Annotated in this window: 23 protein-coding genes and 1 pseudogene; 16 read left to right on the top strand and 8 right to left on the bottom strand. The window is 61.1% G+C overall.

What is annotated here, in order from left to right; all coding sequences use genetic code 11:
- The first annotated feature begins 10 nt into the window (after positions 1–10).
- Complete coding sequence (locus JV201_RS22575; RefSeq protein ID WP_003213027.1) at positions 11–676, top strand: bifunctional 4-hydroxy-2-oxoglutarate aldolase/2-dehydro-3-deoxy-phosphogluconate aldolase; 666 nt, start codon at positions 11–13, stop codon at positions 674–676.
- Between the two features lie 99 nt (positions 677–775).
- On the opposite strand, the pseudogene JV201_RS29935 reads toward JV201_RS22575, so the two are convergent.
- From JV201_RS29935 to JV201_RS22565, 3 genes and pseudogenes are all read right to left on the bottom strand, one after another.
- Positions 776–883 (bottom strand): annotated as a pseudogene (locus JV201_RS29935) (outer membrane lipoprotein carrier protein LolA); the annotation flags it as partial.
- Positions 874–2,055, bottom strand: coding sequence for an aminotransferase class V-fold PLP-dependent enzyme (locus JV201_RS22570; RefSeq protein ID WP_219406065.1), 1,182 nt, complete (start codon positions 2,053–2,055; stop codon positions 874–876). The gene JV201_RS22570 and the pseudogene JV201_RS29935, both read right to left, overlap by 10 nt.
- 12 nt (positions 2,056–2,067) lie before the next feature.
- The gene (locus JV201_RS22565) at positions 2,068–2,304 is read right to left on the bottom strand and encodes a DUF3820 family protein (RefSeq protein WP_003213031.1); all 237 of its coding nucleotides are present in this window, start codon (positions 2,302–2,304) and stop codon (positions 2,068–2,070) included.
- Between the two features lie 206 nt (positions 2,305–2,510).
- Between JV201_RS22565 and JV201_RS22560 the strand changes: the two genes are divergently transcribed.
- Positions 2,511–2,978 (top strand): PA2169 family four-helix-bundle protein, encoded by a 468-nt coding sequence (locus JV201_RS22560; RefSeq protein WP_003213033.1) that lies wholly within the window; start codon positions 2,511–2,513, stop codon positions 2,976–2,978.
- 55 nt (positions 2,979–3,033) lie between these two features.
- Here the strand turns inward: JV201_RS22560 and JV201_RS22555 are convergent, their stop codons facing one another.
- Both JV201_RS22555 and JV201_RS22550 read right to left on the bottom strand, forming a co-directional pair.
- Positions 3,034–3,504, bottom strand: coding sequence for a MaoC family dehydratase (locus JV201_RS22555; RefSeq protein WP_003213034.1), 471 nt, complete (start codon positions 3,502–3,504; stop codon positions 3,034–3,036).
- 58 nt (positions 3,505–3,562) lie between these two features.
- Positions 3,563–4,507 carry an alpha/beta hydrolase gene (locus tag JV201_RS22550; RefSeq protein WP_219406064.1) on the bottom strand — a complete coding sequence of 315 codons (945 nt, stop codon included), beginning with the start codon at positions 4,505–4,507 and terminating at the stop codon, positions 3,563–3,565.
- Between the two features lie 209 nt (positions 4,508–4,716).
- On the opposite strand from JV201_RS22550, the gene fadD2 reads away from it, so the two are divergent.
- Together fadD2 and fadD1 are read left to right on the top strand one after the other, a co-directional pair.
- Complete coding sequence (gene fadD2 / locus JV201_RS22545) at positions 4,717–6,405, top strand: long-chain-fatty-acid--CoA ligase FadD2 (RefSeq protein ID WP_003213039.1); 1,689 nt, start codon at positions 4,717–4,719, stop codon at positions 6,403–6,405.
- A 394-nt stretch (positions 6,406–6,799) separates the two neighbouring features.
- Positions 6,800–8,491, top strand: a complete 1,692-nt coding sequence (gene fadD1 / locus JV201_RS22540) for a long-chain-fatty-acid--CoA ligase FadD1 (RefSeq protein ID WP_003213041.1) — start codon at positions 6,800–6,802, stop codon at positions 8,489–8,491.
- Positions 8,492–8,671: 180 nt separating this feature from the next.
- Here fadD1 and JV201_RS22535 read toward each other — a convergent pair whose 3' ends face one another.
- Positions 8,672–9,049, bottom strand: a complete 378-nt coding sequence (locus JV201_RS22535) for a hypothetical protein (RefSeq protein WP_003213043.1) — start codon at positions 9,047–9,049, stop codon at positions 8,672–8,674.
- 199 nt (positions 9,050–9,248) lie between these two features.
- On the opposite strand from JV201_RS22535, the gene JV201_RS22530 reads away from it, so the two are divergent.
- The 3 genes from JV201_RS22530 (at position 9,249) to def (ending at position 11,103) form a co-directional block, all read left to right on the top strand.
- Positions 9,249–9,434: a CsbD family protein gene (locus tag JV201_RS22530; protein ID WP_003213044.1), complete on the top strand. Its 186-nt coding sequence runs from the start codon at positions 9,249–9,251 to the stop codon at positions 9,432–9,434.
- 181 nt (positions 9,435–9,615) lie between these two features.
- On the top strand, positions 9,616–10,560 hold the full coding sequence (locus JV201_RS22525; RefSeq protein WP_003213047.1) for a YihY/virulence factor BrkB family protein: 945 nt from the start codon (positions 9,616–9,618) through the stop codon (positions 10,558–10,560).
- A gap of 3 nt (positions 10,561–10,563) precedes the next feature.
- Complete coding sequence (def, locus tag JV201_RS22520; RefSeq protein WP_003213049.1) at positions 10,564–11,103, top strand: peptide deformylase; 540 nt, start codon at positions 10,564–10,566, stop codon at positions 11,101–11,103.
- A 136-nt stretch (positions 11,104–11,239) separates the two neighbouring features.
- Here def and JV201_RS22515 read toward each other — a convergent pair whose 3' ends face one another.
- The gene (locus tag JV201_RS22515; protein ID WP_177054563.1) at positions 11,240–12,058 is read right to left on the bottom strand and encodes a class I SAM-dependent methyltransferase; all 819 of its coding nucleotides are present in this window, start codon (positions 12,056–12,058) and stop codon (positions 11,240–11,242) included.
- Positions 12,059–12,118: 60 nt separating this feature from the next.
- Positions 12,119–12,556 carry a GNAT family N-acetyltransferase gene (locus tag JV201_RS22510; protein WP_177067332.1) on the bottom strand — a complete coding sequence of 146 codons (438 nt, stop codon included), beginning with the start codon at positions 12,554–12,556 and terminating at the stop codon, positions 12,119–12,121.
- A gap of 334 nt (positions 12,557–12,890) precedes the next feature.
- Between JV201_RS22510 and JV201_RS22505 the strand changes: the two genes are divergently transcribed.
- The 9 genes from JV201_RS22505 to JV201_RS29930 form a co-directional block, all read left to right on the top strand.
- Positions 12,891–13,832, top strand: coding sequence for a fatty acid desaturase (locus tag JV201_RS22505; RefSeq protein WP_008431594.1), 942 nt, complete (start codon positions 12,891–12,893; stop codon positions 13,830–13,832).
- 9 nt (positions 13,833–13,841) lie between these two features.
- Positions 13,842–14,621: a phosphate/phosphite/phosphonate ABC transporter substrate-binding protein gene (locus tag JV201_RS22500; RefSeq protein WP_008431597.1), complete on the top strand. Its 780-nt coding sequence runs from the start codon at positions 13,842–13,844 to the stop codon at positions 14,619–14,621.
- Between the two features lie 218 nt (positions 14,622–14,839).
- A complete protein-coding gene (locus JV201_RS22495) occupies positions 14,840–15,349 on the top strand; it encodes a sigma-70 family RNA polymerase sigma factor (protein ID WP_003213062.1) in 510 nt (169 codons plus the stop codon).
- Positions 15,346–16,281 carry a FecR domain-containing protein gene (locus JV201_RS22490; RefSeq protein ID WP_102369757.1) on the top strand — a complete coding sequence of 312 codons (936 nt, stop codon included), beginning with the start codon at positions 15,346–15,348 and terminating at the stop codon, positions 16,279–16,281. The genes JV201_RS22495 and JV201_RS22490 overlap by 4 nt, the downstream gene beginning before the upstream one ends.
- Before the next feature lie 253 nt (positions 16,282–16,534).
- Entirely contained in the window at positions 16,535–19,174 is a 2,640-nt protein-coding gene (locus JV201_RS22485; RefSeq protein ID WP_219406063.1) for a TonB-dependent receptor, read from the top strand.
- 146 nt (positions 19,175–19,320) lie between these two features.
- Complete coding sequence (locus JV201_RS22480) at positions 19,321–20,334, top strand: ABC transporter substrate-binding protein (protein WP_003213067.1); 1,014 nt, start codon at positions 19,321–19,323, stop codon at positions 20,332–20,334.
- Positions 20,334–21,260, top strand: a complete 927-nt coding sequence (locus JV201_RS22475; protein WP_003213070.1) for an aliphatic sulfonate ABC transporter substrate-binding protein — start codon at positions 20,334–20,336, stop codon at positions 21,258–21,260. The genes JV201_RS22480 and JV201_RS22475 overlap by 1 nt, the downstream gene beginning before the upstream one ends.
- Positions 21,261–21,571: 311 nt before the next feature.
- A complete protein-coding gene (locus tag JV201_RS22470) occupies positions 21,572–22,576 on the top strand; it encodes an ornithine cyclodeaminase family protein (protein ID WP_003213072.1) in 1,005 nt (334 codons plus the stop codon).
- The coding region (locus JV201_RS29930) for an aromatic amino acid ammonia-lyase (RefSeq protein WP_257903254.1) at positions 22,573–23,342 on the top strand (770 nt) is incomplete at its 3' end. The genes JV201_RS22470 and JV201_RS29930, both read left to right, overlap by 4 nt.

The following is a 23,342-nucleotide window of genomic DNA, read 5'->3' as shown; positions in this document are numbered from 1 at the left end:
ATCAGCCGCGATGAACAGCCCTCAACCTACCGTTTCCATGGCGGACAAAGTTGCCTTGATCGACAGCCTCTGCGCCAAGGCGCGGATCCTGCCGGTGATCACCATTGCCCGTGAACAGGACATCCTGCCGCTGGCCGATGCCCTGGCAGCCGGTGGTTTGACCGCACTGGAAGTGACCCTGCGTTCGCAGTTCGGCCTCAAGGCCATCCAGGTACTGCGTGAGCAGCGTCCGGAGCTGTGCACCGGTGCCGGTACCGTGCTGGATCGTCATATGCTGGAAGCGGCCGAAGTGGCCGGTTCGCAATTTATCGTCACTCCCGGGATTACCCGTGACCTGCTGGAAGCCTCGGTACACAGCTCGATTCCGCTGTTGCCGGGCATCAGCAATGCCTCCGGGATCATGGAAGGTTATGGCCTGGGTTATCGCCGCTTCAAGCTGTTCCCGGCTGAAGTCAGCGGTGGCGTGGCGGCGATCAAGGCCTTGGGCGGCCCGTTTGGCGAAGTGAAATTCTGCCCGACTGGCGGGGTTGGCCCGGCCAACATCAAGAGCTACATGGCGTTGAAAAATGTGATGTGCGTGGGCGGTAGCTGGATGCTTGATCCGGAATGGGTCAAGAACGGCGACTGGGCACGCATCCAGGAAACCACCGCCGAGGCGCTGGCCCTGCTGGACTGATTGGATTTACCGAATCGTTGTTGCTGTGTTCTACGGCATTTTTGCGGTGCACTTGGTCGGTGTACCGCTTTTTTTTGCCTGCGGAAAATGGCCCACTCCCACTGTAGGAGCGAGCTTGCTCGCGAAAAAACCGAGAGCACCGCTGGGTGTCAGGTTTCCCGTGTCATCGTTAACGACCTTCGCGAGCAAGCTCGCTCCTACAGTGATATCGCGCTCAGTTCGGTGATGGCTTTGATCAGCGCATGAATGTCCGCCGCTGACGTCAAAAAGCCTGGTGTCACCCGAATACAACTGCCGAACGACGCGCCGCTGCGGGTTGTGGTGAAGAGGTTGTATTCCTTGAGCAGTCGGTCCGCCATCACCTGCTGATCCGGCTTGTCAGTGAACTTGAACGACGTGATCGCGCAATACAGCCGTGGGTCGTCCGGCGTCAGCACTTCAATCCCCGGCAACTGCCGCACCTCACTCACCCACAAATCCCGCAGGTAGTTGAGTCGGGCACCCTTGGCCTTCGAACCGCCCAACAAGCGATGCTCCTCGAACACCAGCGGCAAGGTCATCAACGCCGGGAAATTCGGCGTGCTGTACGGCGTGCGGGCACGTACATCGGTCACCGGATAGTGAAACTCACCCATGTCCGGATCAATGTCCGCCAACCGTTGCGGGTCGATATAAATAAAGCCCAGGGTCAACGGCGCACCGATCCACTTGTGCAGGTTGAAACCGGCAAACGCGATACCCAATTGCGCGAGGTTGAACTCGATCTGCCCCAGCGCATGGGCGCCATCGAGGATCACATCAATTCCATGTTCCCTGGCAGCGCCGGCAATCGCCTCCACCGGCATCACCAGCCCGGTGCGGTGAGTCACGTAGGTCAGTGCCAGCAGTTTCAGGCGGGGATAGCGCAGGAACGCATCGCGATACGTCTGCACCAGGCTGTCGAAACTGGCCGGGTGTTCGTGGGCAATTTCGATCACTTCTACGCCGCGATTCTGCGCCAGCCAGCGCATGGCGCCCTTGACGGTGTCGTACTCCAGGTCGCTGATCAGCACCTGGTCGCCGGGCTGCAAGCGGTTGTAGTTGCGGATCAGCGACTGCAACGCATCCGAGGCGCAGCGGGTGAGGGCGATGGCTTCAGGATCGGCGTCCATCAACTGCGCCAACTGGTTACGGATCTCGACGTTTTCGCCCTGCTCGAAACGCTGGCGCACATGGATAGAGTTGCTGCGGTTGATGAAGGCGACGTTGTCCTGATACTGCTCAAGTACCGCGCGGCTCATGCGCCCGAAGTAACCGTTTTCGAGGTTGATCGGGCCGGGCTCCAGGTCGTAGCGCTGGGCGATGGCGTGCCAGTGTTGTTCGTCGCGGGTACTGTCCATGTGCGTGCTCTATTAATGACGAGGGGCGGGCTTGCCGTGCTTGGCGCGCAGGGGTTCCAGCAGTTCGGATAAACCGTTGTGGTCGATTTCCTGCATCAGGGCCAGCAACCCGCCCAGTTCGCCGTGGGGGAAACCTTCACGGGCGAACCAGTTCAGGTAGGGGCCGGGCAGGTCGGCAATGATCCGGCCCTTGTACTTGCCGAAGGGCATTTCGCGGGTGATCAGCAGTTCAAGTTTTTCAGGGTTCATTGCGGCTTCAGGTGTTTGAGTCGGTGCTTTGGAAAATACAGGCATTCTGCATGGAGGCCAAATGACAGATCATGCAAATAAAGCGGATACAGATTTTTGTGTATTGGCTAACTTATTGAAATTTAAGTAATAAATTTTTTTTCAAAAGCTGGCACGGGCGCTGCAATTACTAATACACGTTTCTTAACCCGCGAAGGAATTGAAAAATGACTGATATCAACAAAGAATCGATCTCCGTACTCAACGACCTGATCGAGACCAGCAAAGACGGCCAGGAAGGCTTCAAGACCTGCGCAGAAGACATCAAGCACCCAGAACTCAAAGCCCTGTTTGCCAAACGTTCCGTTGATTGCGGTACCGCCGCTGCCGAACTGCAGACCGCGGTAAGAGCACTGGGTGGCGATCCGGAAGATTCCGGCAGCGTCGCCGGTGCCTTGCACCGTGGTTGGGTCGACGTGAAGTCGATGGTGACCGGTAAAGACGAAGAAGCCGTGCTGAACGAAGCCGAGCGCGGTGAAGACCACGCACTGAAGGCTTACAAAGAAGCGATCGAGAAGATCAACAAGCACAACCTGCTGGGCATTCGTGACCTGGTAGAGCGTCAGTTCCACGGCGCGCAACGCAACCACGACCAGGTGAAAGCCCTGCGTAACCAGGCTCGCGCTCAGTCTTGAGCCCCGCCTGAATAAAAAAGCCCCGCAGATGCGGGGCTTTTTCATGGGCGTTCGTTCAACCGATGCTGATGGCCGGCAGTTCGGTCAGGGTCACGGTCTGCTGCTTGCGTGGCGCGAGGATCTCGGCTTCGCCGTCTACCACCAGCTCATCGCGCTGGTTGAATACGCGGGTGGCGATGCGCACGCGGAATTTCGGCAGCTTCTCGAGGATTTCCAGACGCACGGTCAGGGTGTCGCCGATTTTGACCGGTTTCTGGAAGGTCATTTGCTGGCCGATATAGATCGTGCCGGGCCCAGGCAACTCGCACGCAACCGCCGCGCTGATCAGGGCGCCGCTGAACATGCCGTGGGCAATGCGCTCCTTGAACATGGTCGCCTTGGCGAATTCGGCGTCCAGATGCACCGGGTTGTGGTCGCCGGACATTGCCGCGAACAACTGGATATCGCGCTCTTCGACGGTCTTGCTGTAGCTGGCGGTCTGGCCGACTTCGAGGGCTTCGTAAGGCGTGTTGGTAACCTGGGTCATCAGTTGGTGCATCCTGTGGCTAATCAGAAATCTTAATATATTGATTTTAAACGAAAAATCATTCGCAGCGAGTAGGGCGGCGCAGCACTGCTGCCTGGGCCAGCCACATCAGCACGTCGGCTGTGACCGCATCACGGTTGGTTTCGTTGAATAATTCGTGGCGCGCCTGTGGGTAAATGCTCAGCTCCAGGTGCTGGCAGCCAGCTTCACGCAACGCATTGGCCAGACTTTTGAGACGCTTGCCTTCACTGACCGGATCACATTCACCGCCCATTATCAGGATCGGCAGCCCCGGGTCTATCTGAGCGAGATTGGACGCTTTGCTGATTTGCTGCAAGCCGCCCAGCAGGTCGATCCACAGCTGGTTGGTGCAACGGAAGCCGCAAAGCGGGTCGCTGACGTACTTGTCGACCTCGGCCGGGTCACGGCTGAGCCAGTCGAAAGCGGTGCGATTGGGTTTGAACGCCTTGTTGAACGATCCAAATGACAGGAAATCAATCAGCGCACTGCGCCCGCGCAACCCCTGGCGCAGGCGTTCGACATGGGCAATCACCTTGGCCGCGCCGTACAGCGCCACCGGCTGGAAATTCGAGCCGCTGAGAATCGCCCCGTTAAGGCTCGCGCTGTGGTGCAGCAGGTACGCCTGGGCAATGTAGCTGCCCATGCTGTGGCCCAGCAGGATGATCGGCACCCCCGGCGCTTGCTGGCCGATATGCTGGTTGAGGCTCGCCAGGTCGCCCACCACCTTGTTCCAGCCGTCTTTCTCGGCGAACAGCCCCAGGGTGCCCTCGTCGGCGGTACGCCCGTGGCCGCGCTGGTCGGGGGCGTACAGGCCGTAGCCGGCATCGCACAACGCCTGGGCCAGGCGGGCATAGCGGCCACTGTGCTCGGCCATGCCGTGGGCCAGCATGATCAGCGCCTTGGGCGGCCCGTCCGGCAGCCACTGGTTGACGTACACCCGACTGCGGTCATTCGCGGTCAGCCAGAAAGTGGTGTGGTTCATGGCGCTTCCTTTGCTCAGGGTCGTTGCAGTGTATAGCTCATTCACCGCAGGCCGCTGGATCAGCGCTGGCCTTGGCGGGGAGATTCACACAATCAATGACGCATCTTGTTGTATTTGCCTGATTGACCATAGCTGCTAACGTCCCCAAAGCTCCGCTTTCATCGCAACATCAAAAGCGGCCGGACCACTCAGGTAAGAGGACAAGAATAATGCAACCTGATTTCTGGAATGACAAACGCGCAGCCGGGGTTCCCAACGAGATCGACCTCACAGCCTATAAATCGGTGATCGAAGTCTTCGAGCGTTCCTGCAAGACCTTTGCCGATCGTCCGGCGTTCAGCAACATGGGGATCACCCTGACCTACGCCGAGCTGGATCGGCGCAGCGCCGCGTTCGCCGGTTACCTGCAGTGGCACACCGACCTCAAGCCGGGTGACCGCATTGCCGTGCAGATGCCCAACGTCCTGCATTATCCGATTGCCGTTTTCGGCGCCCTGCGCGCCGGGCTGATCGTGGTCAACACCAACCCGTTGTACACCCCGCGGGAAATGCGTCACCAATTCAAGGATGCCGGCATTCGTGCGCTGGTGTACCTGAACCTGTTTGGCTCGCGTGTTGAAGAAGTCAGCAAGGACACCGAGATCGAATACCTGATCGAAGCGAAGATGGGCGACTTCATGCCCGCTGCCAAGGGCTGGCTGATCAACACCGTGGTCGACAAGGTGAAGAAGATGGTCCCGGCCTATAACCTGCCGCAAGCCATCTCCTTCAAGCGCGCCCTGCGCATGGGCGCCGGCCAGGCACTCAACCGCCATCCGGTGACCCTCGACGACATCGCGGTGCTGCAATACACCGGCGGCACCACCGGCCTGGCCAAGGGCGCAATGCTTACCCACGGCAACCTGGTGGCCAACATGCAGCAAGTGCGGGCGTGTATGTCGCAACTGGGGGACGACGGCCATCCGCTTATCAAGGAGGGGCAGGAGGTGATGGTGGCGCCGCTGCCGCTGTACCACATCTATGCCTTCACCGCGAATTGCATGTGCATGATGGTGTCGGGCAACCACAACGTGCTGATCACCAATCCCCGGGACATCGGCGGCTTTATCAAGGAGCTGAAAAAGTGGCGCTTCACCGGGCTGCTGGGGCTCAACACCCTGTTCGTGGCCTTGATGGACCACCCGGACTTCAAGAGCCTGGATTTCTCCCACCTCAAGCTCACCAACTCCGGCGGCACCGCACTGGTCAAGGCCACGGCCGAGCGCTGGCAGCAACTGACCGGCTGCGCGATTGGTGAAGGCTACGGCTTGACCGAAACCTCACCGGTGGCCAGCACCAACCCCTATGGCGGCAAATCGAAGCTGGGCACCGTGGGCATTCCGGTGCCGGGCACGGCGATGAAGATCATCGACGACAACGGCGCGGAGCTGCCGCTGGGCGAGCGGGGCGAGCTGTGCATCAAGGGCCCGCAAGTGATGAAGGGCTACTGGCAGCAACCGGTGGCCACTGCCGAGACCCTGGACGCCGAAGGCTGGCTCAAGACCGGCGATATCGCGGTGATCGACCCGGACGGCTTTGTGCGCATCGTTGATCGCAAGAAGGATCTGATCATCGTCTCGGGGTTCAACGTGTACCCCAACGAGATCGAAGACGTGGTGATGGCGCATCCGGCGGTGGCCAGCTGCGCGGTGATCGGCGTACCGGACGAGCGTACCGGCGAGGCGGTGAAGCTGTTTGTGGTGGCCCGTGCCCAAGGCGTGAGCCTTGAAGAGCTGAAGACCTACTGCAAGGCCAACTTCACCGGCTACAAGGTGCCCAAGCATATTGTGTTGCGTGAGTCGTTGCCGATGACGCCGGTGGGCAAGATCCTGCGGCGCGAATTGCGCGACATAGCCTGATTTGAAATAAGGTCAAAAAATGTGGGAGCGGGCTTGCTCGCGAAAGCGGTATACCAGTCGACATATCCTGTGACTGACACTGCGCTTTCGCGAGCAAGCCCGCTCCCACATTTGGTTTTTATTCATTCAGTTTAAATGCGTAGAAGCCCATTCCAGAGCCCTTTCCAGGCTTATAGAATCTTTGCTCTAAAAATGACCATTAGATATTCTTGAGTCATGTTTATGACCGTAGGGGCCTCTTTTGGCTCTAGGCGGCCCTTGGCAAAGCTGCTACTCTCGGCGCGCTTTGTGACCTCTTGGCCTGCTTTTAACCGCCAGACTCACCCAAAAACAAACAAATAATAATCGCATCAAATGCGATGAATGAATTCGCGTCGCTGAGGAGTGGGCTTCCATGATCGAAGACTTTTGGAAGGATAAGTACCCCGCCGGGATTGCTGCAGAAATCAATCCAGACGAGTATCCGAATATTCAGGCGGTACTGAAGCAGTCCTGCCAACGCTTCGCCAACAAACCGGCTTTCAGCAACCTGGGCAAGACAATCACCTACGGTGAACTGTACGAACTGTCCGGCGCCTTCGCCGCTTACCTGCAACAGCATACCGACTTGCAGCCCGGTGATCGAATCGCCGTGCAACTGCCCAACGTCCTGCAATACCCGGTCGCCGTATTCGGTGCCATCCGTGCCGGCTTGATCGTGGTCAACACCAACCCGCTGTACACCGCGCGGGAAATGGAACACCAATTCAACGACTCCGGTGCCAAGGCCCTGGTCTGCCTGGCCAACATGGCGCACCTGGCTGAAAAAGTCGTGCCCAAGACTTCCGTCCGGCACGTGATCGTCACCGAAGTCGCCGACCTGTTGCCGCCGCTCAAGCGCCTGCTGATCAACAGCGTCATCAAGTACGTGAAGAAGATGGTCCCGGCCTATCACTTGCCCAAGGCGATCAAGTTCAACGACGTATTGGCCAAGGGCCACGGCCAGCCGGTGAACGAAGTCAGCCCCGCCAGCGACGAAGTCGCCGTGCTGCAATACACCGGCGGCACCACGGGCGTGGCCAAGGGCGCGATGCTGACCCACCGCAACCTCGTCGCCAACATGCTGCAGTGCAAGGCGCTGATGGGCTCCAACCTGAATGAAGGTTGCGAGATCCTGATTACCCCGCTGCCGCTGTACCACATCTATGCCTTCACCTTTCATTGCATGGCGATGATGCTGATCGGCAACCACAACATCCTGATCAGCAACCCGCGCGACCTGTCGGCGATGGTCAAGGAACTGTCGAAGTGGAAGTTCAGCGGCTTTGTCGGCCTGAACACGCTGTTCGTTGCGCTGTGCAACAACGATGCCTTCCGCAAGCTGGATTTCTCGGCGCTGAAAGTCACCCTGTCCGGCGGCATGGCCCTGCAACTGGCGGCGGCCGAGCGCTGGAAAGCGGTCACCGGCTGCTCCATCTGCGAAGGTTACGGCATGACCGAAACCAGCCCGGTGGCCACCGTGAACCCGATCCAGAACATCCAGATCGGCACCATCGGCATCCCGGTGCCGTCGACCCTGTGCAAGGTCATCACCGATGACGGCGTCGAGCTGGCGCTGGGTGAAGTGGGCGAGTTGTGCGTCAAGGGCCCGCAAGTGATGAAGGGCTACTGGCAGCGCGAAGACGCCACCGCCGAGATCCTCGACAGCGAAGGCTGGCTGAAGACCGGTGACATCGCGATCATCCAGCCGGATGGCTACATGCGCATTGTCGACCGCAAGAAGGACATGATTCTGGTCTCCGGTTTCAACGTCTACCCCAACGAGCTTGAAGACGTGCTGGCGACCCTGCCGGGCGTGCTGCAATGCGCGGCCATTGGTGTGCCGGACGAGAAGTCCGGGGAACACATCAAGATCTTCATTGTGGTCAAGCCGGGTGCCAGCCTGACCAAAGACCAGGTGATGGAGCACATGCGCGCCAACGTCACCGGCTACAAGGTGCCCAAGGCCGTGGAATTCCGCGATGCGCTGCCGACCACCAACGTGGGCAAGATCCTGCGCCGCGAACTGCGGGATGAAGAACTGAAAAAGCTGGGTTTGAAGAAGTAAATCGGCCCCAACAAAAAGCCCCGCAGATGCGGGGCTTTTTATTGAACGCTGATTCCGCCACTTGAAATGCAATCCAATGTGGGAGCGGGCTTGCTCGCGAAAGCGGTGTGCCAGTGATATACCGGTTACTGACACACCGCATTCGCGAGCAAGCCCGCTCCCACAGTTTTTACCGTATTCCTACAGTGCGAACTGCGCGAAGCTCACACCGGCACCGGCCGGGCGTACGTCCTTGAGGAACGAGTCCTTGTCGGCACTCAGCTCCAGGGTAATCTCCGGCTTGCGCTTGCCGGCATTGCGCACCACCAGGCCTTCCAGCTTCTCGCGCAGAAACACCGTTGGCACCTTCAGGTGCAGCAACTGGTCGCTCTCGGCGTTGTGCATCAACAAGTGGATCCACTCGTACTGGCCCACGGCAATCCGGCCCACCGGCAGGTCGAACCACCAGATGTTGCGTTTGCGGTCCAGGTCGGTGAAGTGGCAGTTGTTGACACCGAGTACGGCACCGCCCAGTTCCTGGTTTCTGCGGGCAATGGCCTGTGCTTTATTGAGTTTCATAACCTTCCTACGGGATCTGTTACCCAGCGCTTGCGCCTGGATGTGCCCGGCATTCTCGTGGGTTGGCCGCAAAACATAAAGCCAAACCTGTACGGCGCGATGAAATGCCGCTGAAAAAATAATTGAAACTCTCTGGAAAGGCCAAGGGTCAACGTTTACGTAGTGACCAAAATCCTTGATTGTTCCCAGGAGAAATACCATGAGTAGCACATCGGATAAGGCAAAAGGTTTGGCGAACGAAGCCGTAGGCAACATCAAGCAAGGTGTTGGCAAAGTCACCGGCAACGACAAGTTGCGGGCTGAAGGCGTGGTTCAGGAAAAGAAAGGTGAAGTGCAAAAAGCAGTCGGCGACACCAAGGACGCAGTAAAGAAAGCGGTCAAATAGTCCCGACCTGGCTGCCTGCACTCCAGCAGCCCGACGGCCATCCACGGATGGCCGTTTTTGTGTCACCTGCAGTGATTAAAGTTTGGAAATTGTTTCAAGGTCGCCAAATAAGCTACCTTGATGTAGAAAACGGCCCCTGAGTCGCCCACGAACTCAACTTTTTGCGGCGAAAGGAGACGCTATGATTTTTCCGGTATTACAAGGCTTGCCCCTGCACAAAGTGCTGGTGCGCACTGTCACAGAGTTCCTCGATGACGAGATGCCTACGTACGCCTCGGCGCTGGCCTACCAGATGCTGTTCTCGCTGTTTCCCTTCCTGCTGTTCCTGATTGCCCTGATCGGTTTCCTGCACCTGCCGGACTTCTTCACCTGGCTGCGCATGCAATCGGAACTGGTATTGCCGCCCCAGGCCCTGGAGCAGGTCAACCCGGTGATCGACCAGTTGCAGCAATCCAAGGGTGGCCTGTTGTCGGTGGGTATCGTGATCGCGCTGTACACCGCCTCGGCGGGTGTGCGCCTGATGATGAGTGCGATGAATGCCGCCTATGACGTGGTGGAAGGCCGACCGATCTGGAAGCGCTTCCCGCTGTCGATTTTCTACACCGTAGGCTTCGCCGGCATGCTGTTGGCCGCCGCCGCCTTGATGGTGCTCGGGCCCCAGGTAATGGAATGGCTGGCGGGGCAGATCGGCATGCAGGAATTCGTGGTCACCCTGTGGACCATCCTGCGTTGGCCGCTGATCGTCATCCTGTTGATGTTCTCCGTGGCGTTGATGTACTACGTGATGCCTGACGTGAAGCAGAAGTTTCGCTTCATCACACCGGGTTCGGTGCTGGCGGTGGTGGTCTGGATCGTCGCTTCCCTGGGGTTTGGCTACTACGTCAAAACCTTTGCCGACTACAACGCCATGTATGGCAGTATCGGCGCGATCATTGTGCTGCTGTTGTACTTCTACATCTCGGCTGCCGTGCTGTTGCTGGGGGCGGAGATGAACGCGGTGATCGAACACATGTCGGCCGAAGGCAAGGATCCTGGTGAAAAGGACTTTGGCGAGCACGACGAAAAAAAGCATGTCTCAGGCCTTGGCCGCGACCCTTCCCTAAAGCCCACTACCGATGAAGTCTGATCGATGATCCGTGAAATCCTGAAAATGGGCGATGAGCGCCTGCTGCGCATTGCCCCGCCGGTTCCGCCGGAAATGTTCGACAGCCCCGAGCTGTGGCAGTTGATTGATGACATGTTCCAGACCATGGAACACGTCGGCGGCGTCGGCCTGGCCGCGCCACAGATTGGAGTGGACCTGCAACTGGTGATCTTCGGTTTCGAGAGCAGCGAACGCTACCCGGACGCGCCCGCCGTGCCCCAGACCATCCTGATCAACCCGCTGATCACGCCGCTCAGCCCGGTGCTGGAAGAAGGCTATGAAGGGTGTCTGTCGGTGCCGGGCTTGCGTGGGGCCGTCGACCGTTACCAGCAGATTCGCTACGAAGGGTTTGACCCCAAGGGCGAGCCGATTGTGCGGATTGCCGAAGGCTTTCACGCGCGGGTGGTACAGCACGAGTGCGATCACCTGATCGGCCGGCTGTACCCATCGCGGATTACCGATTTCAGCAAGTTCGGGTTTATCGAAGTGATGTTCCCGGATATGGATCCGACGGCAGACGAATAACCCTCAGGCAAAACACACCTCAAACTGTGGGAGCGGGCTTGCTCGCGAAAGCGGAGTGCCAGTCACCGAAGATATAGACTGATCCACCGCATTCGCGAGCAAGCCCGCTCCCACATTTGTTCTGCGTGCATTCAGCTTATTTTGCGGGCTTCACAAACCGCAACGTCATCCGGTCCGACTCACCAATCGCCACATACTTGGCCTTGTCCTTTTCCCCCAACGTCAACGCCGGCGGCAAGGTCCAGACCCCATCCGGGTAGTCCTTGGTATCTTTCGGGTTGGCATTCACCTCGCTCTGCCCCTCAAGCTTGAACCCCGCATCCGTCGCCAGTTTCACCACATACGCGGTGGTCAGGTAACCGCTGTGCTTGATGTCTTCCAGCGACGCCCCGTCCTTGGCCCGGTGATCCACCACCCCCAGCACGCCGCCCGGTTTCAACACCTTGAAGAACGCCTCGAACATCGCCGGCGCCGTATCCGCCATCACCCAGTTATGCACGTTGCGAAAGGTCAGCACGGTGTCGGCCGAGCCAGGCTTGCCCAGCACTGGAGCCTTGGGGTCGAACTCGGCGAAGCCGGCCTTGGAATAATGCACCGGGTCTGCGGCGAATTTCTTTTTCAGGTTTTCTTCTGATGTACGCGCGTAGGCACTGCTGTTCGGCGCCTGCACGGCAGCGATGTAGTGGCCGTTATCCTTGAGCAGCGGCGCCAGCAGCTCGCTGTACCAGCCGCCACCGGGGGTGATTTCGATCAGGGTCTGGTCGCCCCGCAGGCCAAAGAATTCCAGGGTCTGCTGCGGGTGACGATACCCGTCACGCGCGCTGTTGGCCGGCACGCGCCAACTGCCGGCGAGCACGGTTGCATACTGCTCGGCGGAAACCGGCGCTTCGGCTGCCTGGCTCAAGGCCGGGGCGAGGAGGGCTGCAAGGGATAAGGCTGCAAGGGTCGCTTTCATGATCATCCTGTAATGGGCCGCTGGTGCCGCCGAGGCTAGCATGGGGCCCACAACGGCTGATCACACTTTATTGAAGGACGACCTCACCAACGGTTCTAAGCCCATGGCGATCATCGGCTTGTTGCGTTTGTAGCGCACCAGGCGCTCCGACAAGGACTGCGGCAGCAACGTGTCCTGGGTAAAACCCTGGCGTTGATAAAAGCCTTCCAGGTCCGGATGGCACAGCAGCCACACCGTGCCTTCAACGCTTGCGACCGAGGCGCGAATCAATTGCGCCGCCAGCCCCTGGCCACGCAGCGCCGGGTCGACAAACAGCCCGGTCAACCACTGCCCACCCACCACCGGCGTCAGGCACAGGCCCGCGACAATCTCGCTGCCCCTGGCCACCCACAACTGGCCACCCTTGAGGGCCTTCATCGGTGAGTTATGGCTGCGATAGAACTTGTTCAGCAGCGGCCACAACGGCTCTGCCAGTCGGTCAATGTGCAACTCGGGCATGGTTTTCAAACACGCGAATCCAGGGGGTGCAGATTATAAGTCGGGCAAAGCGCCTTCTGTTGGGCAATCGGTGTTATACCCAGTGTTACATCCCCTGTAAGTGGAGCACGCATCATGGCCAAAGGTCTGAATTCCAAGAAAGCTGACAAGAAGAAACCGGCAAAGACCGCCGATGAAAAACGCGCCGAGAAAAAGGCCAAGAAAACCGACAGCAACCTGTTCGGTCATTAAGTTCTAAGCTAAGCACCAAACGATCTGCAAGATTTTCCCGCCCCATTGCACAGAGCAGGATGAAGCCGGCTTTTTCGTCGGCCACGCCTGCCCTGAGCTGCCGATGTCCAACTACCTTGATGAAACCCAGCGCCGGGAAATCGAAGCCCTGGCCCAGACCTTTACCGCCCGCACCGAGTGGCCGACCTGGCTGCTGTTGATCGGCGTCTATGCCGGCTGGTTTGCGGTGATCCTCGCCAGCCACTGGCTTGGCCTGTGGCTGAGTACCGCACTGTTGATCCCGCTCGTGACGCTGTGGATGTCCCTGCAACACGAACTGCTGCACGGCCATCCCACCCGCTTCACTGCTTTGAACAAACTCCTCGGCTACGCACCGTTTGCCGTCTGGTACCCCTACACCCTGTACCGCAACTGCCACCTGGTGCACCACAACGACGAAGACCTGACGGTGCCCGGTGTCGACCCGGAAAGCCGCTACCTGAATCAGCGGCAGTGGGACGACAGTTCGCTGTTCGAGCGCACCTTGCATTGGCTGACCAAGACCGTCCTGGGGCGCTTCCTGTTGGGTTCGCCGCTGGCGCTGTGGAAGCTGGCGCGCAACGAGGTCAGGCGCCTGCGCAAAGGCCAGCGCCAGGCGTGGCTGATGTGGCTGAGCCATGGCACCGTGACCGTGCTGATGTTGACCTTCATCGCCCACTACAGCGTGCTGCCGGTGTGGCACTACGTGGCGCTGGTCAGCGTGCCGGCCTTGTCGGTGGCGGCGATCCGTTCCTACTATGAGCATCGCCCGCACCCACAACCGGAACAGCGCACGGTGCTTAACGAAGCCGCCTGGCCGTGGACCTGGCTGTTCCTCAACAATAACCTGCACCTGGTGCATCACGACTTGCCGAAGCTGCCGTGGTATTTGCTGCCCACCGTGTACCGCGCGCGCCGCGAACAATGGGTGGCGCGCAGCGGCGGGTTCCTGGTGCAGGGTTACGGCCAGTTGATCGGCCGTCACGGGCTCAAGGCCATCGACAGCCCACGGCACCCCTTTGCTTGAGAGACGACCATGAGTGACCGCTACGCCGAACTGCTGATGTACGTGGCGCCGCAGCAGGTGCAACAGGCCAATGAGCGCTGGCTTTCGCGCATCCTTGAGCGCCTGGGCGCGACCCGCCGCAAGGCTGATCATCTCGACCTGCGCAGCCTGTGGCGCGCCCCGCAATTGCTGCTGACGCAAACCTGCGGCTACCCGCTGATGACCGAGCTGCGCGGGCAAGTCCAGGTGATTGGCCGCCCGCGCTACGAACTGCCCCACAGCAGCGGCGGCCAGCATTGCAGCCTGCTGCTGACCCGCGACGACAATCCCCGCGTTGCCTTGGCCGACTTCCAAGACAGCCGCGGCGTGATCAACGGCCATGACTCCAACAGCGGCATGAACCTGCTGCGCGAACGCCTGGCGCCGCTGCAGCAGGGCGGTCGGTTCTTTGCCGAAGTCGGCATCAGCGGCGCCCATCGCGAAAGCCTGCGCTGGCTGCGGGAAAACCGCGCCGACCTTGCCGCCATCGACAGCGTGACCTACGACTACCTCGCCCGTTTTGCGCCAGAGGAAGTGGCCGGGCTGAGGATCGTCACCCGCAGCGCGCCCAGCCCGACGCTGCCTTACATCAGCGCGCCGGGCTCAAGTGAACACCTGCGGGAGGTCATGAACCTGGCCTTGCAGGATCTGCCCGAAGTGGTGCAAACCCTCGGCGTACACGAAGTGCTGCCCGCCACCGAAGCGGATTACCAGGTGCTGCTGGATTACCGGCAGCAGGCTGAAGCCTTGGGTTATCCACGCCTCCAATGATCGTTCCCACGCTCCGCGTGGGAATGCATCCTGTGACGCTCTGCGTCACGATTTCAAAGCAGACGCAGAGCGTCCAAGGCGGCATTCCCACGCAGAGCGTGTGAGCGATTGGTTATATAAAAATACCTTTTAAATATTATTAAAGAATAAGCAGCCTTGCTAGGATCGCTCCACCGGAACACCGGACATAACGCGCAACCTACTCAGATGGAGCCACTATGTCCGGCGCCGACACTTCTCACAGCGATTACGTGGGCGGATTATTCCGCAGTCATTACGACTGGCTGTGCGGCCGTTTGCACCGCCATCTCGATTCCCGTGCCCACGCCGAAGACATCGCCGCCGACACCTTCGTCCAGCTCCTGAGTTCCCCGGGCGTGGCGCCGATCCGCCAGCCACGCGCCTTGCTCACCACCATTGCCCAACGCCTGATGTACCAGCTGTGGCGTCGCCGTGACTTGGAGCGCGCTTACCTCGACGCCCTCGACCAGGACGAAACCTCTCCCGCGCCATCCCCTGAGGATTTGGCGCAGATGCTCGAAGCCCTGCAGGCCATCGACCAGTTGCTCGACGGCTTGCCGGCCAAGGTCAAGGCGACCTTTCTGCTGTCGCAACTCAATGGCCTGACCTACCCGGAAATCGCGGCCGAGCTGGGCATTTCCCAACGCTCGGTCAGCGACTACATGACCCGTGCCGTCAACCGCTGCCTGCGGCTGTGCCTGGAATGAGCGACGACCTGATCGACAGCGCCACTCGCTGGGTGGTGTTGCTGCGCTCCGGCGAGGCGAGTGCCGCCGACTGGCAGCGTTACCATCAGTGGCGTGCCGCAGACCCGCGTCACGAAGCCTTGTGCCAACAACTGGAAACCCGCCTCGGTGTGTTTCAAATTCCGCAGACCCAAGGCGTCAGCGGCAAGGTATTGCAGCAGGCACTGGACGCGCCATCCAGCCGCCGCACGGTGTTGCGCGGCGCCCTGGTGGGCGCTGGTTTGATGCTGGGCGCCGGTTGGCTGGCCCGGCCGGTGGTGGAGGATTTGACCGCCGATATCCGCACCGGCACCGGCGAACGGCGCACTGTAGAGCTGGCGGATGGCAGCGAGTTACTGCTCAACGCCCGCAGTGCCGCCGACATCCAGTTCGACCCACAACACCGCGTGGTGCGCCTGCGCGATGGCGAGTTGCTGGTGAAGATTGCCAGGGACAGCAACCGACCGTTTTTCATTCAGACCGATCAAGCTCGACTGCATGCCTTGGGCAATCGCTTGTTGCTGCGCGAGCGCGAAGGGCAGGGCCATGTGGTGGCGCTCAACGGCGCCCTGGAGATCGACGGCCAGAACGGCGAACGCCTGCAACTGGAGGCCGGGCACGAGGTGACTTACGACCGCTTCGGCTTCGGCCCGGTGCTGGCCAGTTCCTCGGGGGCGACGGCGTGGATCGACGGTTTCCTGCAAGTGCGCGACCGCCCGCTGGTGGAAGTGATCGACGCACTGCGCCCGTATCACAACGGTGTGCTGCGCCTCGATCCGGCGGTGGCAGGGTTGCGGGTCAGCGGCCTGTACCGCCTCGACAATCCCGACCAGATCCTCGACACCCTGGCACGCACCCTGCCGATCCACATCACCCGCCGGACCGGGTTGTGGGTGACCGTCAGTGCCGCCTGAAAACGGTTCACCTCGGTCAATGTGGGAGCTGGCTTGCCTGCGATGCGAGCACCTCGGCCTCTCAGATGTACCGCAGCGATACCATCGCAGCCTCGCTAAAGCTCGACAGCTCCCACAGTTGACCGCGTCGTTTCCGAATGTCGGTTCTATCGACATAACCAAACGATCTGCAAGTTTTGCCCCGGCCATCCCACATCACTCCCGTAAGCGCTGCGGGGAGCAGCGCTCAGGAGTTTCCTTGGGGGGAGCCAACGTGAGCCCATTCAACCGTACACCGCTTCGAACCTTTGCCCTGGTGCCGTTGACCAGTCTGTTCCTGTCTTTCGCTGCCAGCGCCGAAGAGGCGCGCCAGGTCTACCACATCGCGCCCGGCCCGCTGGACGAAGTGCTGCTGAACATCAGCCGCCAGAGCGGCCAGGTGATTTCCTTCACGCCACAATTGGGCAACTATTCCTCGGCGCGGGTCGACGGTTCGCTGTCGGCGCAACAGGCGGTAGACGCCGCGCTCAAGGGCACCGGCCTGCAAGTCCAGGTCAGCCCGGACGGTGCATTCATCATCAAGGAAGGCGCCAAAGTCGCGCCTGCCAGCAACAGCATCAAGGCGCAAACCGCCGAAGCCCAGGCGCCGACCCTCGACCGTGTGGTCGCCATCGGTACCCGTCGCAGCGACGCCACGGCCCTGACCAGCAGCGCCCCGGTGGATGTGATAAACGCCGAGGAACTCAAGCAAACCGGCGCCACCAGCCTTAACCAGGCGCTGTTCCAACTGCTGCCCTCGTTCAACTTTCCACAGAACAACAGCGCCACCCGCGGCCAGGATCCGAAAGGCGCCTCCCTGCGCGGCTTGTCCCCGGACCAGACCCTGGTGCTGATCAACGGCAAGCGCCGGCACACCTCGGCGGTGGTGAACATTTCCGGTGGCGTGCCGTTCATTGGCGCGCAGCCGGTGGACCTCGACATGATCCCCATCAGCGCCATCGACCACGTCGAAGTGCTGCGCGACGGTGCCTCGGCGCAATACGGTTCGGACGCGGTGGCGGGGGTGGTCAACATCGTGCTCAAGGAGCGCGACAGCGGTGGCGGCATCAACACCCAACTGGGCAAATACGCCCAGGGCGACGGCTTCAGCAAAACCACCGATGGCTGGTACGGCATCGGCTTGCCGGGGGATGGTTTCCTGACCCTGAGCTTCAACACCCTGAACAACAAACCCGATGACATCGGCGACAAATACGTCGCCGACGGCCAGGTACAAGACCCGCGCTGGGGCGGTGCCGGGCGCGACAAATACAACCTGGCGGCCAACGCCGAAATCGGCCTGAACGACCAATGGCGCCTCTACAGTTTCGCCACCTTCGGCCAGGACACTTCGGTAAACAACACGCCGCCGCTGCTGGCCAGCAGCCCGAACAACGTGGCCGGGATCTACCCCAACGGCACCATCCCGAAATACCGCTATCGCTATGAAGACGGCGCCGTCACCGTCGGCACCCGCTATGAAGACGAGAGCATCGGCCGCTTCGATTTGAGCGCCACCTATGGCCGCGACGAGCACGACGAACTGGCTTTCAACACCGTCAACCCGAGCTACGGGATCAACAGCCCGACCAAGTTCAACGTCGCCACCCTGGTCAACGACCAGACCAACATCACCCTGGATTACGCCAAGGATCTGAACGTCGACTGGTCGAGCCATCCACTCACCGTTTCAGCGGGCGTCGCCTACCGGCATGAGCAATACCGGCTGGAGGCCGGCGACTACGATTCCTATTCCTACGGTGGCATCGACGGCGTGCAGGTTGGCGCGGTGCAGGCTTCGGGCCTGACCCCGGATGACGCCGGCACCTTCAAGCGTGATGTGGGCGGCGTGTATTTCGGCCTGGAAAACCAGGTCACCGACAAGCTCCAGGTGGGCATTGCCGGGCGTACCGAGCACTACTCGGACTTCGGTTCAGCCACCACCGGCAAACTCTCGGCGCGCTATGACTTCACCCCGAAAGTCGGCCTGCGGGCCACGGTCAACAATGCCTACCACGCGCCCAGCCTGGGCCAGATCGGCACCTCCTGGACCACCACCACCAACCTCGACGCCAACGGCAACCCGGTGCTGACCCGCATGCTGCCGGCCGACAACCCGGCCGCCCGTGCCCTCGGTGCGCAGCCGCTGAAGCCCGAGAAGTCCACCAACTTCTCCCTGGGCCTGGTGCTGCGCCCAACCGACCAGGCCTCGCTGACCATCGACGCCTACCAGATCTCGATTCGTGACCGCCTGCTGTTCAGCGGTGGCATTTCCGGGCCGCTGGCCGAGCAGATCCTCAAGGACGCCGGCTACGGCCAGTACTCCTGGGCGCAGTTCATGACCAACGCCGCCGACACCCGCACCCGCGGCGTCGACATCGTGGGCAAGTACAACCTGGACCTTGAGCAGTTCGGCAACCTGAACCTGTCGGCGGGCTACACCAAGGCCCGCACCACCATCGAGAAGGTCCACGAAAACCCCAACGGCTTCGAAGTGCTGACCCGTGAATCCCGTGGCTTCCTGGAGCACGGTTACCCGGAAGACAAGCTGGTGTTTGGCGCGGTCCACAAGCTCAACCAATGGACCATCGCCCTCAACGAAACCCGTTACGGCAAGTACCGCAAATATGCGTCCAGCGAAGCCAACGCCCAGTACGACCAGACCTTCGGCGCGCAATGGACCACCGACCTGGACGTGAACTACGCCTTCACCAAACAACTGCGGGTGTCGGTGGGCGTCAACAACCTGTTCGACAGCAAGCCTGACGACTACAACACCCGTTTGCGCCAGACCCCGGGCCAGCAATACAGCTACCTGTCGCCGACGGCGCCGGAAGGGGCGTTTTACTACACGCGGCTCAGTTATGACTTTTAAACCCTGATGCAAAACCTGTGGCGAGGGAGCTTGCTCCCGCTGGGGCGCGTAGCGGCCCCAAGCACTTTGGGCCTGCTGCGCAGTCCAGCGGGAGCAAGCTCCCTCGCCACAAGAGCACTCTTCATGGAATCACCACGAGGTAACACATGAAAACAATCAAGAACCTGCTCGGTGGCTCGCTATTGGCACTCACCGTCCTGGCACAATCAGCCACGGCCGCCGAACCTGCCAAACCGATCCACTTCGGTGACATCACCTGGGAAAGCGGCAGCCTGATCACCGAAGTGCTGCGCCTGATCGTCGAGAAAGGCTATGGCCTGCCCACCGACACCTTGCCCGGCAGCACCGTGAGCCTGGAGGCCGCCCTGGCCAAGGACGATATCCAGGTGATCGGCGAAGAGTGGGCCGGGCGCAGTCCGGCGTGGGTCAAGGCCGAAAGCGAAGGCAAGGTGTTCGGCCTGGGCGACACCGTCAAAGGCGCCACCGAAGGCTGGTGGGTGCCGGAGTACGTGATCAAGGGCGACGCCGAACGGGGCATCAAACCCCTGGCCCCGGAGCTTAAATCCGTCGCCGACCTGGCCCGCTACAAGGATGTGTTCCGCGACCCCGAAGACCCGACCCGTGGGCGCTTCCTCAACAGCCCCACCGGCTGGACCTCGGAGATCGTCAACAGCCAGAAACTCAAGGCCTATGGCCTGACCGACAGCTACGTCAACTTCCGCACCGGCTCCGGCGCGGCGCTGGATGCCGAGGTTGCATCCTCGATCCGTCGCGGCAAGCCGGTGCTGTTCTACTACTGGTCGCCGACGCCACTGCTGGGGCGCTTCAAGTTGATCAAACTGGAAGAACCACCGTTCAACGCCGAAGCCTGGAAGACCCTGGCCGACGCCAACAACCCGCACCCCATCGGTACTCGTTCGATGCCAGCGCACCTGGCGATTGGCGTGTCGGCGCCGTTCAAGGCGCAGTACCCGCAACTGGTGACGTTCTTTGAAAAAGTCGACCTGCCGATTGACCTGCTCAACGGCATCCTCGCGCAAATGGCCGAGAAACGCACCGCGCCGCGCCAGGTGGCCGAAGCGTTCCTGAAAGAACAGCCGCAGGTCTGGCAGCAATGGGTGCCGGCGGACGTCGCGGCCAAGGTCAAGGAGAGTCTCTGATGCGCAAGCTCATCGCAGCCACACTGCTGGCACTGTGCGCCGGGCCGCTGCTGGCGGCAGAACCGGCCACCCTGCGCGTCGGCTACCAGAAAAGCTCGGTGAGCATGGTGCTCGCCCGTGAGCATCACCTGTTCGAGCAAGGGTTGCCGGGCACCAAGGTCGAGTGGATCGAATTCCTCGGCGGCCCGCCGCTGATCGAAGCCTTGAATGGCGGCAGCATCGACATCGGCAATATCGGCGACATCCCGCCGATCTTCGCCCAGGCTGCCGGCATCGACATTCGCTACATCGGCGTCGAGCCCAATGACGGGCGCACCGAAGCCATCCTGCTGCCCAAGGACAGCACCGTGCAAAGCGTGGCCGAACTCAAGGGCAAGCGCGTGGCGTTGCTCAAGGGTTCCAGCGCCCACAACCTGTTCCTCAAAAGTTTGCTGCGTGCCGGCTTGCAGTGGAAGGACGTGAACGTGGTGTACCTGTCGCCCTCCGACGGCCGTGCCGCGTTTGAACAAGGCAAGGTCGACGCCTGGGTGGTGTGGGACCCGTACTACTCGGCGGCCGTGGTGGACGGTTCGGCGAAGGTGCTGGGGGATGGCCAGGGGCTGAACCCGGCGGGCAGTTTCTTCATCGCCAGCGGGCCGTTTGCCAAGCAGCACCCGCAGGCGATTGCGGCGATTCTCAAGGTGTTTGCCCAGGCGCAGCGGTTGTCGCTGGACCAGCATGACGAAAGCGTCGCGCTGATGGCCAAGACATTGGGCTTGCAGCCGGCGGTGGTGGAGAGTTACTTCCAGCACCGCTCGCCGACGCCGAACCGGCCATTGGAAGCGGTGGATATCGCCAACCAGCAACGTACGGCCGACGCGTTTTTTGCCAACGGCCTGATCCCGAAAAAGGTCGATGTGCAGCAGGTTGTGTTCAAGGCCCCTTAACTTGATCCCTGTGGCAAGGGAGCTTGCTGTGGGGAGGGAGCTTGCTGTGGCAGGGGAGCTTGCTTTAGGGAAAGAGCTGTTGTGGCGAGGGAGCTTGCTCCYGCTGGGCTGCGTAGCGGCCCCAAAAAAAGCGGGAGCGCTRCGCACTCCAGCGGGAGCAAGCTCCCTCGCCACAGCAAGCTCCCTCTCTACAACAAGCTCCTCGCCACAACAGGCTCCTTCACCACAACAAGCTCCCTCCCCAAAGCAAGCTCCCTCACCCCATAAAAGCATCTTCAGCATCGACCTTCGCACCCATCAGTGAGCAGACCATGCAACCGATCTACATCGACTTCCTCAACGGCCTGGACATCGACGAACTGGCCCTGACCAACGACGAAATCCTCAACGCCATCGAATCCAGCCTGGCCATCCAGGGCCGCAGCGAGGCGGTGATCGAGCCGCGCATGCACCTGATTCCCGGCGGTGAAATCAACGGCCACTTCAACGTGCTGCGCGGTGTATTGGGCGGCGCAATCGGCTACGCCGGGGTCAAGGTGGTGGGCGACTTTGTCGATAACTACCGCAAGGGCCTGCCCTCGGAACTGGCGATTCTCAACCTGCTGGACCCGGCCACCGGCATCCCCAAGGCCATCCTGGACGCCTCGGCGATCACCGACATGCGCACCGGCGCCGTCACCGCCATCGGTGCCAAATACCTGGCCCGGCCCGACAGCAAAATCCTCGCGCACATCGGTGCCCGTGGCACGGCGTATTGGAACGTGCGGCTGCTGGACCACCTGTTCGACTTCGACGAAATCCGCGTGCACTCGCGCCGCAGTGAAAGCCGCGAAGCCTTCGCCGAACGCCTGCGCCGCGACCTCGGCAAGCCGGTGATTGTCACCGACGATTGGGAGTCCACGGTGCGCGGCGCCGACATAGTGGTGGAAGCTTCACGCCTGGATCAGCCGCAACCGTTGCTGCACACCGAGTGGATCAAGCCCGGTGCCTTCGTCGTGCCCTACGGCACCATGAGCGCGGTGGAACTGTCGTTGACCGACATCATGCACAAGCTGGTGGTGGACGACTGGGGCCAGTGCAAGGGCGGGATGTTCGGCGCATTGCGCGCCCATGTCGACGCCGGAAAACTCAGCGCCGAGACCTTGCATGCCGAGTTGGGGCAGATCGTGGCCGGCTTGAAGACCGGCCGGGAAACCCCCGAGGAAACCATCCTGTTCTGGCACCGTGGCTTGAGCCTCAGCGATATCGCCCTGGGCCACGCACTGCTGGAAAAATCCAGACGCCTGGGGATCGGCCAGCGGTTGCGCTGGGCATGATTCACTTCGATCCCGCCGGTTTGACGATTGAGGATTTGCTGTCGATTGCCCGCCAAGACGCACCGGCTGACTTCAGCGATGCGGCCCGCCAACGTATCGACGAAGGGCATCGACTGTTGCTGCGCCTGGTGGCTGAAGGCACGCCGATTTACGGGGTGACCACCGGCCTCGGTGCGGCGGTGGATACGCAGGTTGCGCCGGTGCAGGCAAACATTCCTTTGGGGCGTGCGGTGGGCGTTGGCCGCCTGGCCAAGCGTGAGGAATTACGCGCGATCACCGCAGCCCGCTTGGCCGGGTTGGCCCAGGGGCGTTCGGGTATTTCGCCGGGTGCGGCGCAGGCGCTGTTGGCGTTACTCAACTGCGGCATGGAGCCCGCGGTGCCGTTGCTCGGCTCGCTGGGTGAGAGCGACCTGGCGCCGTTGGCGCATTTGAGTCTGGCGCTGAACGTGCCATTGACGGGCAAGGATGGCCTGGCGCTGGTGTCGGCCAACTCCGCGAGCATCGGCCTTGGCGCGTTGCTGGTGGCCGAGGCCGAACAGGCATTGCAGGCCGTGTTGGCGGGGCTGGCGTTGTCGTGTGAAGGCTATCGGGCCAACCTCAGTCCGTTCCAGCCTTGGGCTTCGCGGTTGCGCCCGGCGCCGGGGCAAAGCGGGCAATCAGCGACGTTGCTGGAATTGCTGGCGGGCGGCGAATTGGCCGATAACCCGCGTCGGCTACAGGACCCGCTGAGCTTTCGCTGTGCCACGGTGGTTCAAGGCGCGGCACA

The organism is Pseudomonas sp. Colony2 (genome assembly GCF_019382755.1).
Classification (GTDB): Bacteria; Pseudomonadota; Gammaproteobacteria; order Pseudomonadales; family Pseudomonadaceae; genus Aquipseudomonas.
Note: the sequence above shows the minus strand (reverse complement) of the source record. Positions and strands in the feature narration are given on the sequence as shown.